The organism is Gemmobacter megaterium, assembly GCF_900156815.1.
Classification (GTDB): Bacteria; Pseudomonadota; Alphaproteobacteria; order Rhodobacterales; family Rhodobacteraceae; genus Wagnerdoeblera; species Wagnerdoeblera megaterium.
On the sequence record NZ_FTOT01000001.1, the window covers coordinates 694913 to 707451 of the forward strand.

Annotated in this window: 14 protein-coding genes; 10 read left to right on the forward strand and 4 right to left on the reverse strand. The window is 64.4% G+C overall.

Annotation, left to right across the window (positions count from 1 at the left end):
• Window positions 1-41: 41 nt before the first annotated feature.
• Window positions 42-722 (reverse strand): NnrU family protein, encoded by a 681-nt coding sequence (locus tag BW970_RS03240; RefSeq protein ID WP_076528592.1) that lies wholly within the window; start codon window positions 720-722, stop codon window positions 42-44.
• A gap of 227 nt (window positions 723-949) precedes the next feature.
• On the opposite strand from BW970_RS03240, the gene BW970_RS03245 reads away from it, so the two are divergent.
• Complete coding sequence (locus BW970_RS03245; RefSeq protein ID WP_076528594.1) at window positions 950-1549, forward strand: superoxide dismutase; 600 nt, start codon at window positions 950-952, stop codon at window positions 1547-1549.
• Between the two features lie 109 nt (window positions 1550-1658).
• Window positions 1659-2348, forward strand: coding sequence for a ribulose-phosphate 3-epimerase (gene rpe / locus BW970_RS03250; protein ID WP_076528596.1), 690 nt, complete (start codon window positions 1659-1661; stop codon window positions 2346-2348).
• A gap of 50 nt (window positions 2349-2398) precedes the next feature.
• Here the strand turns inward: rpe and BW970_RS03255 are convergent, their stop codons facing one another.
• Window positions 2399-3121, reverse strand: coding sequence for a rhomboid family intramembrane serine protease (locus tag BW970_RS03255; RefSeq protein ID WP_076528598.1), 723 nt, complete (start codon window positions 3119-3121; stop codon window positions 2399-2401).
• Between the two features lie 76 nt (window positions 3122-3197).
• Here BW970_RS03255 and trpS point away from each other — a divergent pair, with 76 nt between their 5' ends.
• The 5 genes from trpS to BW970_RS03280 all read left to right on the forward strand — a co-directional run bounded on the left by trpS (window position 3198) and on the right by BW970_RS03280 (window position 8905).
• Entirely contained in the window at window positions 3198-4238 is a 1041-nt protein-coding gene (gene trpS / locus BW970_RS03260) for a tryptophan--tRNA ligase (RefSeq protein WP_076528601.1), read from the forward strand.
• Between the two features lie 131 nt (window positions 4239-4369).
• Window positions 4370-5464 carry an ABC transporter ATP-binding protein gene (locus tag BW970_RS03265; RefSeq protein ID WP_076528603.1) on the forward strand — a complete coding sequence of 365 codons (1095 nt, stop codon included), beginning with the start codon at window positions 4370-4372 and terminating at the stop codon, window positions 5462-5464.
• Between the two features lie 31 nt (window positions 5465-5495).
• Window positions 5496-6575 carry an ABC transporter substrate-binding protein gene (locus tag BW970_RS03270; RefSeq protein WP_076528605.1) on the forward strand — a complete coding sequence of 360 codons (1080 nt, stop codon included), beginning with the start codon at window positions 5496-5498 and terminating at the stop codon, window positions 6573-6575.
• Window positions 6576-6620: 45 nt separating this feature from the next.
• Window positions 6621-7868 (forward strand): ABC transporter permease, encoded by a 1248-nt coding sequence (locus tag BW970_RS03275; RefSeq protein ID WP_076528607.1) that lies wholly within the window; start codon window positions 6621-6623, stop codon window positions 7866-7868.
• A 125-nt stretch (window positions 7869-7993) separates the two neighbouring features.
• Window positions 7994-8905, forward strand: a complete 912-nt coding sequence (locus BW970_RS03280) for an ABC transporter permease (protein WP_076528609.1) — start codon at window positions 7994-7996, stop codon at window positions 8903-8905.
• Between the two features lie 76 nt (window positions 8906-8981).
• Here BW970_RS03280 and BW970_RS03285 read toward each other — a convergent pair whose 3' ends face one another.
• Both BW970_RS03285 and BW970_RS03290 read right to left on the reverse strand, forming a co-directional pair.
• Window positions 8982-9692, reverse strand: coding sequence for a response regulator (locus BW970_RS03285; protein WP_076528611.1), 711 nt, complete (start codon window positions 9690-9692; stop codon window positions 8982-8984).
• Window positions 9689-10201, reverse strand: a complete 513-nt coding sequence (locus BW970_RS03290) for a MarR family winged helix-turn-helix transcriptional regulator (RefSeq protein WP_076528614.1) — start codon at window positions 10199-10201, stop codon at window positions 9689-9691. The genes BW970_RS03285 and BW970_RS03290 overlap by 4 nt, the downstream gene beginning before the upstream one ends.
• Window positions 10202-10355: 154 nt before the next feature.
• Between BW970_RS03290 and BW970_RS03295 the strand changes: the two genes are divergently transcribed.
• The 3 genes from BW970_RS03295 to BW970_RS03305 all read left to right on the forward strand — a co-directional run bounded on the left by BW970_RS03295 (window position 10356) and on the right by BW970_RS03305 (window position 12530).
• Complete coding sequence (locus BW970_RS03295; protein WP_076528617.1) at window positions 10356-11225, forward strand: branched-chain amino acid aminotransferase; 870 nt, start codon at window positions 10356-10358, stop codon at window positions 11223-11225.
• A gap of 541 nt (window positions 11226-11766) precedes the next feature.
• On the forward strand, window positions 11767-12024 hold the full coding sequence (locus BW970_RS03300) for a YjhX family toxin (protein WP_076529208.1): 258 nt from the start codon (window positions 11767-11769) through the stop codon (window positions 12022-12024).
• An 11-nt stretch (window positions 12025-12035) separates the two neighbouring features.
• Window positions 12036-12530 (forward strand): GNAT family N-acetyltransferase, encoded by a 495-nt coding sequence (locus tag BW970_RS03305; RefSeq protein WP_076528619.1) that lies wholly within the window; start codon window positions 12036-12038, stop codon window positions 12528-12530.
• Window positions 12531-12539 lie beyond the last annotated feature (9 nt).

Here is a 12539-nt window from a genome sequence, read left to right on the forward strand (position 1 = left end):
GCCCCGCGGTGATAGGCCCGCAGGGTCGGGGCGGCAAGGGCTCAGGGCAGTGCAGAAACCCCGATCACCGCCCCATGCAGATGCCAGACCGCTGCCCACACTGCCGCCGCCAGCACCAGCCGCGCGACAGGCGGGCGCCCGCCGGGGCGCCACCGGCCGGTGGCCAGCGCCGCGAACGGCACCAGCCCCGTATGCGCGGCCAGCCTGTCCCAGCCCCCTGCCATGGCCGTGCGGCGGCGACGCTCGACCAATGGCATACCCAGCAACGCCATCAGAAGGAACGGCCCGAACAGCAGGACATGCGCCAGATCGCCATTGGCCAGCAGATGCGCCCCCGACCACAGCGCCAACGCCCACAGCAAGGGCTGGCGCGTCAGCCCGGCGATACCGGGTCGATCAGGATCGAACCCGGCGGACCGCCCTTCAAAGGCAAAAGGATTTGGCGCCCCCGTCCCCAATACCGCCAGCACAATGGCGACCGGCATCGCGATATTCACCGCCCAGCGATGCCATGGCACCTGATCCCACAGCGGGACAAAGGGCGCCCGCCCCGCCGCAACGATCAACCAGACCAGCAGGCCAACGGATAGCGCCGAAAACAGCGCAACATAGCCGCGCAGCCCGATCCGCCGCACAAGCCCGCTCCGCAATCCCGGCACCGCGGGAATCCGGTGCGACAGCGCAAAGGCGGTCATGGCAAGGGCGAATTCGATCCAGTCCATACCCCGTTCCTGCGCCGGGAACCTTTCGACCGCAAGCGCGTTGTCCCCCCGAGTCCCCGATTTCGCGCCGTCATACGGGATGCCGCGCCCCGTCCGCATCTGGACGAGGCACAGCCCGTCCCGACGGGCCACTGCATCGGATCACAGCCGGTCCGGCGTCGCGCCCTTGACCTCGGGCGGCGGAAAGCCCTTATTCGGGGCAGCAGATCAACCGAAAGGAATGCGCCATGGCCTTCACCCTTCCCGACCTTCCCTACAAGTACAACGCGCTCGAACCGCTTGGCATGTCGATGGAAACGCTGGAGTTTCACCATGACCTGCACCACAAGGCCTATGTCGACAACGGCAACAAGCTGATTGCGGGCACCGAATGGGACTCGAAGTCGCTGGAAGAGATCGTCGTCGGCACCTATCAGGCCGGTGCCGTGGCCCAGAACGGCATCTTCAACAATGCCAGCCAGCACTGGAACCACAACCTGTTCTGGGAAATCATGGGGCCCGATCAGGTCGGTATTCCCGGATCGCTGGAAAAGGCGCTGGTCGAGTCGTTCGGTTCGGTCGCCAAGTTCAAGGAAGATTTCGCCGCCGCCGGTGCCGGACAGTTCGGTTCGGGCTGGGCCTGGCTGGTCAAGGACAAGGACGGATCGCTGAAGGTCACCAAGACCGAAAACGGCGTCAACCCGCTGTGCTTTGGCCAGACCGCGCTGCTGGGCTGCGATGTGTGGGAACATTCCTACTACATCGACTTCCGCAACAAGCGCCCGGCCTATCTGTCGAACTTCCTGGAAAAGCTGGTGAACTGGGAAGCGGTCGCCGCAAAGCTCTGATCCCCTGGTGGAGTCAGATGAAAGGCCCGCCGGACGGCGGGCCTTTTTGCTTTCCCACCGCCGCAAACCTTGGGAAAAGCGCCGCAGGGAATCATCCGGGGGTGCCGCCATGGCCTTTGACCGTTCCATCAAGATCGCGCCGTCGATCCTGTCTGCCGATTTCGCCGATTTCGGGCGCGAGATCCGCGCGATCGAGGATCAGGGGGCCGACTGGGTGCATGTGGATGTGATGGACGGGCATTTCGTGCCCAACCTGACCTTTGGCCCGCCGGCCGTGGCCGCATTCCGGCGGCATGTGAAGACGGTGATGGACGTGCATCTGATGATCGCGCCGGTCGATCCCTATATCGAGGCGTTCGCCACCGCTGGCGCCGATATCATCACCGCCCATGTCGAGGCAGGAGCGCACATTCACCGCACGCTGCAAGCCATTCGGGCAACAGGGAAAAAGGCCGGTGTCGCCTTGAACCCCGGCACCCCTGCCGATGCGGTGGCGCATCTGCTGGACCTGGCCGACCTGATCTGTGTGATGACGGTGAACCCCGGATTCGGCGGCCAGAAATACATCGACATGACCGGCAAGGTCCGCCAGTTGCGCGCCATGATCGGGGATCGTCCCGTGCATATCGAAATTGACGGCGGGGTCGATCCGGCCACCGCGCCGGGGCTGGTTGCGGCTGGCGCCGATGTGCTGGTCGCCGGATCGGCGGTGTTCAAGGGCGGTTCGGTGCACAAGCCCGAGGTCTACGGTGCCAATATCGCCGCGATCCGTGCGGCGGCAACAGCAGCGCAGATCTAGGCCCGCGCCGGCATCGGCGCCCGCTGCATGGGCGCCGATGCCGGTTGGTTCTAGCGTTCCCGCAAATGCGCCAACAACCGCGCAGGCCCGCCCGGCACCACCAGGAACGACAGCCCGAAGCCGACGCCAAAGCCCGCCAGATCCGCCACCCAATCCGGCCCGCCGCCGAACAGGATGCCAAACAGCAGCCGCACCGCCATCATCATCCCGATCAGCGTGAACGCCCGCCAGCTTGGCCCGCCCGTGCCCCCCAGCCGCAGCCACAGCACAAAGGTGAAGGCGCCGATCATGCCGAATGCCGCCGGATAGCCCCCCACCAGCGGCAACATCTGCCCGGTGTTCAGTCGCAGGGCCGGAACCAGCGCCAGCACCAGCGTATACAGCACCGCCGCGCCAATCGCAGAGCCCAGGAACAGCACGGCAACCGCCCAGGGCCGAAACACCTCGGACACGAACTTGCCAAGCGCCAGGACAAAGACCACGACAAAGGCCGCGTGCGTCAGGCTGACATGGGCAAAGGAATAGGCCAGCAGCCGCGACAGATCGGCCATCGGAAACTGCCGGGTTTCGATCATCCAGGCCAGTTGATCAGGCACAAAGGCCATGCGGCTGAGCACCGTCAACCGCCAGCCCACGCCGTTCTGCCCGCCGATCAGCCCGGCCTCGGCCAGTTGCAGCACCGCCTCGAGCACGATCATCGGCAAGGCAAGCGCCCAGACCACCGGAGGCAGCGGGTTCAGCGGGGGTTCCATATGGTCGGGCCGTTGGCTCATGTCATCCTCGTCGTTGACGCGCCGGAGCCTGAGCGATAAGCCCCCCGCGATGCCTTTTCCAGCCCCGGAGGCCAGAATGACCGAAACCAATGCCGCCAAATTCCCCACCCGTGTCTTTTCGGGCATCCAGCCTTCGGGCGGGTTGACGCTGGGCAACTACCTGGGCGCGCTGAAGCGGTTCGCCGAAAAACAGGACGAAGGGATCGAGACGATCTATTGCATCGTCGACATGCACGCGATCACGGTCTGGCAGGATCCCGACAAGCTGCGCAATGCCACGCGGGAACTGGCGGCGGCCTATATCGCCTGCGGAATCGATCCCGAACGCTCGATCCTGTTCAACCAGAGCCAGGTCAGCGCCCATGCGGAACTGGCCTGGGTGTTCAACTGCGTCGCGCGGATGGGCTGGATGGGCCGCATGACCCAGTGGAAGGACAAGACCGCCGGCAAGGATGCCGAAGCCGCCTCGCTGGGATTGTTTGCCTATCCGTCGCTGATGGCAGCCGACATTCTGGCCTACAAGGCCACGCATGTGCCGGTGGGCGAGGATCAGAAACAGCATCTGGAGCTGACGCGCGACATCGCCACCAAGTTCAACCATGATTACCGGGTGAACTTCTTCCCGATTACCGAGCCGGTGATCGAAGGGGCGGCCACACGGGTGATGAGCTTGCGCGACGGCAGCAAGAAGATGTCGAAATCCGACCCGTCGGATGCCAGCCGCATCAATCTGACGGACGATGCCGATACCATCGCCAAAAAGCTGAAGCGCGCCGTCACCGACCCCGCGCCGCTGCCGGAAACCGTCGAAGGGCTGGAAGGCCGCGCCGAGGCGCGCAATCTGGTCAACATCTATGCGGGGCTGTCCGGCAGGGCACAGGCGGACGTGCTGGGCGAATTCGGCGGCAAGGGCTTTGGCGTGTTCAAGCCTGCGCTGGCAGAGCTGGCGGTATCGGTCCTGTCGCCGATCTCGGGCGAAATGTCGCGCCTGATGCAGGATCCGGCCGAGATCGACCGCCTGCTGGGCCGCGGCGCCGATCGCGCCGATGCCATTGCCCAGCCGATCCTGGAACAGGTTTACGACATCGTGGGCATGGTCCGGTCGCGTCGGCGCTGAAAAGCCGGGCAGTTGCCCTGTCTGCGGCAGGGTGCGGCATCTGACGGGTTGCTTTGACGGCGCGACCGCCGTTTACTCGACCCTAACGAGTGCCGGAATCGGCCGCTGACAGGGAGACTTCCGTGGCAAGCATGAGCCGCGACGCCGCGTTCGTGGAATTCGAGCGCGTGCAGAAAAGCTATGATGGCGAAACGCTGGTGGTCAAGGATCTGAACCTTGCCATCGGCCAAGGCGAATTCCTGACCATGCTGGGGCCTTCGGGCAGCGGCAAGACCACCTGCCTGATGATGCTGGCCGGGTTCGAAACCGCGACCCATGGCGAAATCCGGCTGGGTGGTCGGCCGATCACCCAGGTGCCGCCCCACAAGCGCGGCATCGGGATGGTGTTCCAGAATTACGCGCTGTTTCCGCATATGACCGTGGGCGAGAACCTGGCCTTTCCGCTGGAAGTGCGCGGCATCGGCAAGTCCGAGCGCGAGGCCAAGGTCGCCCGCGCGCTGGACATGGTGCAGATGGGCGCCTTTGGCAACCGTCGTCCCGCGCAACTGTCAGGCGGTCAGCAGCAACGCATCGCGCTGGCCCGCGCGCTGGTCTTCGACCCCGAACTGGTGCTGATGGACGAACCGCTGGGCGCGCTGGACAAGCAGTTGCGCGAACACATGCAGTTCGAGATCAAGCATCTGCACCAGTCGCTGGGCATTACCGTGGTCTATGTCACCCATGATCAGGGCGAGGCGCTGACCATGTCCGACAGGGTGGCCGTGTTCAACGATGGCCGCATCCAGCAACTGGCGGCGCCCGACGATCTGTATGAACGGCCTGCCAACAGTTTTGTCGCAGGCTTCATCGGCGAGAACAACAAACTGCCCGGCATCATCGAGGATATCGGCGCCGATCATGTGCTTGTCCGGCTGTCCACGGGCGAGTTGATCGACGCGACCCCCGTCAATGTCACCCGGAAAGGGCAGAAAACCCTGGTGTCGATCCGCCCGGAGCGGGTCGAGTTCAAACCCGAGATGATGCCGGATGGCGCCCACAGCATTGACGCCGAAGTGCTGGAATTCATCTACATGGGCGATCTGTTCCGCACGCGGCTGCGCGTCGCCGGAACCGACGATTTCGTGATAAAGTCGCGCAACACCCAGGGCCAGCGGCGGCTGGAACCGGGCGAGCGTATCCGCATCGGCTGGGCCCCGCAGGATGCCCGCGCCCTCGACCCCGTTTGATCAAATGCCTACCAACAAGGGAGACTGACCAATGAAGAAACTTCTGGTCCTGACGACGGCCATGGCGGGCCTTGCCCTGCCCGGCCTTGCGCAGGAAGTCACCGTGATGGGCTGGGGCGGCGCCTATACCGCCAGCCAGATCGAGGCCTATCACAAACCCTTCACCGCCAAGACCGGCATCAAGGTCAATTCCGTCGATGCCGACAACCCCGCCACCCCGATCAAGGCGCAGGTCGAGGCCAGGAACGTCTCGATCGACGTCGCCTCGGTAGAGATCGCCGATGCGGTCCGGCTGTGTGACGAAGGGCTGGTGGAAATCATCGACGCCGCCTCGCTGCCCGCCGCGCCGGATGGCACACCGGCCATGGAGGATTTCATCGAAGGCACCTTGTCGGAATGCATGGTGCCGACCGATGTGTTCTCGACCGTCGTCGCCTATGATGCGTCCAAGTTCCCGAACGGCGGACCGACGACGATTGCCGACTTTTTCGACACAGCGAAGTTCCCCGGCAAGCGCGGCGTGAAAAAGGGCGCCAAGGTGATGCTGGAAATGGCCCTGATGGCCGACGGCGTGCCCGCAGCCGAGGTCTATGAGGTTCTGGGCACCGCCGAAGGCGTCGATCGCGCCTTTGCCAAACTAAGCAGCATCAAGAACGATGCCGTATTCTGGGAGGCCGGATCGCAGCCGCCGCAACTGCTGGCGGATGGCGAGGTCAGCATGACCATCGCGTGGAACGGCCGGATCTTCAATGCGGCCATGGCCGACAACAAGCCGTTCGAGATCATGTGGGACGGGCAGGTCTTTGAATGGGAGGGCTGGGTCATCCCCAAGGGTGCGCCGAACATGGAGGCGGCGCTGGAGTTCGTGAAATTCTCTACCTCGACCGAACCGCTGGCGGCTGCCGCAAACTGGATCAGCTATGGCCCGCCGCGCAAATCCTCGGCTCCGCTGGTCGGCACGTTCAAGAACGAAGGCAAGGTGCCGATGTCGCCGCATCTGCCGACCTCGCCGGAAAACCTGACCAACGCGCTGGCCTCGTCGCTGGAGTTCTGGGCGGATCACGATACCGAACTGAACGAACGCTTCAACGCCTGGCTGGCCGCGAACTGACCTCTGCGGGGCGGCGTCCTGCCGCCCCCTTCCACAGGACCGGGCATGAGCGCGACAGATCCCCTGACCACCGCCGATGGCTTGCCGCTGAAACGCGCGTTGATGCGCGCGCAGCGCAGCGCGCGCTGGCGGGCCTTTGTGCTGGTGGCGCCGCTGCTGCTGTTCGTGGTCGTGACATTTCTGGTGCCCATCGGCCAGATGTTGCACAGATCGGTCCACAACCCGGCGTTTCCGGCCAACATGCCTGCGCTGACCGAATGGTTCCGCGCGACGCCAGCCGGCACGAGCCCGGATGACAGGGCCTTTGCGGCGCTTGCCGCCGATCTCAAACAGGCGGCGGCCAACCGCACCGTGGCCATTGTCGGCACGCGCATCAACTATGACCTGCCAGGCACCCGATCCTTGTTCACCGCGACAGGCCGCCGCGCGGCCGCGCTGGCGCCGCCCTTTCGCACCGCCTTGCTGGAGGCAGATGCCCGATGGGGCGACCCGGCGCTGTGGGCGGCGATGCGCAACGCCTCGTCGGCCTATACGCCCGGCTTCTACCTGTCCGCGCTGGATCTGACCCGTGGCAACGACGGAACGATCGAACGGGTGCCAGAGCAGCGCCGGGTCTATGTTCCGCTGTTCCTGCGGACCTTCGGCTTGTCTGCGGCGATCACCGGCCTGTGCCTGCTGCTGGCCTTTCCCATTGCCCATATGCTGGCCACGCTGCCGCTGCGGTGGTCCAACCTGTTGATGATCCTGGTCCTGCTGCCGTTCTGGACCTCGCTTCTGGTGCGGACGACATCCTGGATCGTGCTGTTGCAACAGCAGGGCGTGATCAACAGCACACTGGTCGCCCTGGGGATATTGGGAGACGATGGCCGGCTGACGATGATCTACAACCAGACCGGCACCGTCATCGCCATGACACATGTCCTGCTGCCCTTCATGGTGCTGCCCCTGTATTCGGTGATGCGCACGATCAACCCGGCCTATGTGCGCGCCGCCCGCAGTCTGGGCGCAACATCCTGGACCGCCTTTCGCCGCATCTATCTGCCACAGACGGTTCCCGGCATTGGTGCGGGGGCGCTTCTCGTGTTCATCCTGGCGGTGGGCTATTACATCACCCCGGCGCTTGTCGGGGGGGCCAGCGGGCAGTTGATTTCCAACCTGATCGCCTTCCACATGCAGGATTCGCTGAACTGGTCGCTGGCCGCCGCGCTGTCGGCGCTTTTGCTGGGTGCCGTGGTGATCCTGTATTGGCTGTATGACCGGCTCATAGGCATCGACAACATGAAGCTGGGCTGAGGACCCGGCGCTCTGGCACCAGATCACGCCAGGAACCGCGGCGGGTTGCGCCGCAAGACTACGACCCGTCCGGCCCCAGGAGGCCCGCAGACCAGCCGCCCGCCCTGACCCCGAGGATCACGCCCATGCCCATTCCCAGCTATGCCACCCCACTCGAGCGGTTCTGGCAATATACCTATCGGGTGATCTGCGGGCTGGTGTTCCTGTTCCTGATCGCGCCGATCCTGATCGTCATCCCGCTGTCCTTCAACGTCGAGCCGTATTTCACCTTCACGGAACGGATGCTCGCGTTTGACCCCGAGGGCTACAGCCTGCGCTGGTACGACACCTTGCTGACCTTCGGAATGCAGGCGCCAGAGGCGCCGCGCGACGCCGCCTGGTGGGGGGATGCCTGGCGCAATGCGCACTGGATCAAGGCCACCAAGAACTCGATCATCATCGGAGCCTTCTCGACGCTTCTTGCCACGGTCCTCGGCACGCTTGCGGCACTTGGCCTGTCGCGGCCGGAAATGCCGTTCCGCAGCACGATCATGGCCATCCTGATCTCGCCCATGATCGTGCCGCTGATCATCACGGCAACGGGGTTGTTCTTTTTCTATTCGATGACGGGACTTGCGGGCAGCTATCTGGGGATCATCCTTGCCCATGCCACCTTGGGGATCCCCTTTGTCATCATCACCGTCACGGCGACGCTGGTCGGGTTCGACCATTCGCTTACACGCGCGGCGGCCAGCCTGGGGGCTGCGCCCTCGACCACGTTTTTCCGCATCACCATGCCGCTGATCCTGCCCGGCGTGATCTCGGGTGCGCTGTTCGCCTTTGTCACCTCGTTTGACGAGGTGGTGGTGGTGCTGTTCGTGGCCGGCCACGAACAACAGACGATCCCGCGGCAGATGTGGAACGGCATCCGTGAACAGATCAGCCCGGCCATTCTGGCCGTGGCGACGATTCTGGTGCTGGTCTCGATCGCGCTTCTGAGCACGGTCGAATTGCTGCGGCGGCGCTCTGAACGGCTGCGCGGGGTCACGCCCCGTTAAGCGAGATGCGCCAAGGCGCGGCACGCGCAACGCCAGCCGCATGGGGTGGATCTCGCGCCGCGCCGTTTACCGCACGTCAGTCGGGCGCAAGCCGATAGCCCTCGCCCCGGATGGTCTGGAGATAGCGGGGCTGCTTGGGATCGGGCTCGATCTTGCGGCGCAGGCGTGTGATCTGGACATCGACGGCGCGCTCACTGGCCTGCGCCTCGTCGCCACCCAGTTCGGCAACCAGCTTTTCCCGCCCCACAACCTCGCCCGCACGCGCCGCAAAGATGCGCATCAGGGCGATTTCCGTGGTGGTCAGGCGGATCGGCTGGTCGCCCAACCACAGTTCGGCGCGGTCCACGTCATAGCGCAACGGGCCAAGCGTCAGATTGCGCGCGGTGATGGCGGCAGGCTTCAGCGGTTGGGGAATGCGGCGCAGGATGGCGTTGATCCGCAACAGCAATTCGCGCGGCTCGAACGGCTTGACAAGGTAGTCGTCCGCCCCGGCCTCCAGCCCGTCGATCCGGCTTTCGGCCTCGCCCCGTGCCGTCAGCAAAAGAATGGGGATCATCACGCCCTGGTCGCGCAAGGCGCGGGTCAGGCTGACGCCATCCTCGCCGGGCATCATGACATCCATCACGATCAGATCGAAATCCAGCCCGCCCAGCAATCTGCGCGCCCGCGCCGCATCGGTGGCGACCGAGACGAGGTAGTTGTGCCGGATCAGAAATTTCTGCAAAAGCCCCCGGATACGGTCGTCATCATCGACCACCAGAAGATGCAGCGGTGCGCTATCGGTCATCCGTTCCCCCCGCCTTCCCGCAGCGAAAGATACTGGCTGCGCTGTTCGGGATCCATCATAGCCTCCAGCACCTGACGAAAGCCGGCCACCGCCGCCGGACCCGCCGCGCGATAGGCGGCGCGCATCCGTGCCCGCTGGGCATCCGACAGCGCGCGTTCCAGATCCTCGCCGCGCTGCGTCAGATACAGGTGACGCTCGCGCTTGTCCTCGCGCCCGATGCGGCTTTCAACAAGGCCATCCTCGATCAGCGCGCGCAGCACGCGGTTCAGGCTTTGCTTGGTCACGCCCAGGATCGACAGCAGGTTGTTCACCGTCGTCCCCGGTGCACGATGAATGAAATGCACCGCGCGGTGATGTGCCCGCCCATATCCCTTGGCCTCGAGAATGCGATCAGGATCGGCGGTAAAGCCGCGATAGGCGAAAAACACCGCCTCGATCCCCTGGCGCAACTGTTCGTCCGTCAGGAACAGCAGCGTTTCGCCCCCGCCAGCGCCTGCCCCCTTGTCCATCGGTTCCGCCTTTCGTTTCTTTCCGGCGTTTTATGTCAGCCTTGTTGACTTTCCAAGTCCGAATCGGTAACCCGGTTTCGATTTCGCGCAATTTCCTGTCTTGTGAACGTGGAAATTGCGCAACTTTCGAAATACTCAGGCGCAGGAGGAACCCATGGCCGGGGCTTATGATGACCGCGACGGCAAGATCTGGATGGATGGCACTCTGGTAGAGTGGCGCGATGCCAAGGTCCACATTCTGACCCATGCCATGCATTATGCGTCATCGGTATTCGAGGGCGAGCGCTGCTACAATGGCAAGATCTTCAAAAGCCGCGAACATTCGGAACGCCTGATCGAATCGGCGCGTCTGCTGGACATGGAACTGCCCTATACGGTCGATCAGATCGAAGAGGCGAAATACGCCACGCTTCACGCCAACGGCTTCAACGATGCCTATGTGCGCGTGCTGGCCTGGCGCGGGTCGGGCCCCGACATGGGCGTCGCGGCCAATCAGAACCCGGTGCGCATGGCCGTCACCACCTGGGAATGGGGTGCCTATTACGGCGATGCGAAATGGCAGGGCGCCAAGCTCGACATCGCCAAGTGGAAGCGTCCGTCGCCGGAAACCATCCCGACCGCGGCCAAGGCATCCGGCCTCTACATGATCTGCACCATGTCCAAGCACGCCGCGATGGCCAAGGGCTGTTCCGATGCGCTGTTCTATGACTATCGCGGCTATGTGGCCGAAGCGACCGGGGCGAACATCTTTTTCGTCAAGGATGGCGAGGTGCACACCCCCCTGCCCGATTGCATCCTGAACGGCATCACCCGCCAGACCGTCATCGCCATGATGAAGGACATGGGCATCACCGTGCACGAGCGTCACATCATGCCAGAGGAACTGCCCGGCTTCCAGCAATGCTGGCTGACCGGCACCGCTGCAGAGGTCACGCCCGTCGGCCAGATCGGCGACCACCATTTCCAGGTCGGCCAACTGACGCGCGATGTGTCGGATGCCTATGAAAAGCTGGTGCGTACCTGACGCGCACCTTCAGGCCGCCCCGCGCGGGGTGGCCTGAAGCCGGCAGCCACCGGCAACCGTCAGAACCTTGCCCGCGATGAAAACGGCCGCATCGCGGGCCAGTGACATGGCGGCGCGCACTGCCGTTGGACATTGCCAGTGCGTCGCGGAGCGGTGTTATTGCCCCCCCTGGCAAACGCGGTGTTTCGGACAACGGGTTGCGCGCGGACCTCAGCCAGACAGGCGCCGCCCGATGAGCGCGGCATATCTGCGCGATGCAGCCCCCCACGCGGCACAAGCTGCGCCATGCGTCGCGCCTCGGGGCCACCATGTGGCATCTTGGGCAAATACACCTACCAATGGCAAGCCGGGGGGTTGACGCGGGCCTGCCGCGCCGCCAAATCTCGGACGTTCCAGCATGTTGGCCGGGAATTGTCGATGTCAGAGCTTGTTCGCCACCACTGACTGCCCCTGACCGGGCAGATCGCCGCATAGGCCAGACCCGGTATCAGACCGGCTGATGCCCTGTGCGCCTGGTGAATTTGCAAATCTGGCGTCTTCCATGAACATTTCAAGGATCGAACAGCGCGTGTTGCACGCGCTGGCCCAAGGCGGTTGCATCCGCCATACCCGCGGCCCCAACGGTCGCGTCATCGAAACCCTCTGCGTCACCCGCGAAGGGTTCATCCTGGCCGATTGTACCCCGGCCATCTTCTCCGCCCTGCGGCGCAAGCGGCTGATCGAATCGCGCGCGTCCCAGCCCTACCGCATCTCTGACCTCGGCCGTCGTTCGGTACGGGCACAGGCGAACAACCGATGAGAGGAAACCCCATGCACATCCGCCCCGAACAGGAGACGGATATCTCGGCACTCCGCGCGCTGATCAGCGCCGCCTTTGCCACAGCCCGCCATGCCAGCGGGACCGAGGCGCAAATCGTCGATGCGCTGCGCACCACTGGCCAGTTGCACCTGTCGCTTGTGGCACAGGCAGAGGGCGCGGTTGTCGGCCATGTCGCCTTTTCCCCGGTCTGGATCGAGGGGCACGCCCCTGGCTGGTTCGGGCTTGGTCCTGTGGCGGTCCTGCCAACGCATCAAGGCCGCGGGATTGGCAGCGCCCTGATCCGCCAAGGCGTGTCAATGCTGCGCAACCAGGGGGCTGCGGGCTGTGTGGTGCTGGGCGATCCGGCCTATTACCGCCGCTTCGGCTTTGTCCAAGGCGCGCTTTGGTACCCCGGAGCCCCCGAGGGTTGCTTCATGCAGCAGCCATTCCGCACAACCGCGCCTGATGGGCGCGTCACCTATGCACCGGCCTTCGGCAGCGCATAGCAGACAAGG

Bases quoted from the DNA above. Each gene is read 5' to 3' on its own strand.
- BW970_RS03255 (WP_076528598.1), bottom strand. From the start codon at position 3,121: ATGAGCCAACGGCCCGACCATATGGAACCCCCGCTGAACCCGCTGCCT.
- BW970_RS03270 (WP_076528605.1), top strand. From the start codon at position 5,496: ATGAAGAAACTTCTGGTCCTGACGACGGCCATGGCGGGCCTTGCCCTG.
- BW970_RS03290 (WP_076528614.1), bottom strand. From the start codon at position 10,201: ATGGACAAGGGGGCAGGCGCTGGCGGGGGCGAAACGCTGCTGTTCCTG.
- BW970_RS03275 (WP_076528607.1), top strand. From the start codon at position 6,621: ATGAGCGCGACAGATCCCCTGACCACCGCCGATGGCTTGCCGCTGAAA.
- BW970_RS03295 (WP_076528617.1), top strand. From the start codon at position 10,356: ATGGCCGGGGCTTATGATGACCGCGACGGCAAGATCTGGATGGATGGC.
- BW970_RS03285 (WP_076528611.1), bottom strand. From the start codon at position 9,692: ATGACCGATAGCGCACCGCTGCATCTTCTGGTGGTCGATGATGACGAC.
- rpe (WP_076528596.1), top strand. From the start codon at position 1,659: ATGGCCTTTGACCGTTCCATCAAGATCGCGCCGTCGATCCTGTCTGCC.
- BW970_RS03265 (WP_076528603.1), top strand. From the start codon at position 4,370: ATGAGCCGCGACGCCGCGTTCGTGGAATTCGAGCGCGTGCAGAAAAGC.
- BW970_RS03300 (WP_076529208.1), top strand. From the start codon at position 11,767: ATGAACATTTCAAGGATCGAACAGCGCGTGTTGCACGCGCTGGCCCAA.
- BW970_RS03245 (WP_076528594.1), top strand. From the start codon at position 950: ATGGCCTTCACCCTTCCCGACCTTCCCTACAAGTACAACGCGCTCGAA.
- trpS (WP_076528601.1), top strand. From the start codon at position 3,198: ATGACCGAAACCAATGCCGCCAAATTCCCCACCCGTGTCTTTTCGGGC.
- BW970_RS03280 (WP_076528609.1), top strand. From the start codon at position 7,994: ATGCCCATTCCCAGCTATGCCACCCCACTCGAGCGGTTCTGGCAATAT.
- BW970_RS03305 (WP_076528619.1), top strand. From the start codon at position 12,036: ATGCACATCCGCCCCGAACAGGAGACGGATATCTCGGCACTCCGCGCG.
- BW970_RS03240 (WP_076528592.1), bottom strand. From the start codon at position 722: ATGGACTGGATCGAATTCGCCCTTGCCATGACCGCCTTTGCGCTGTCG.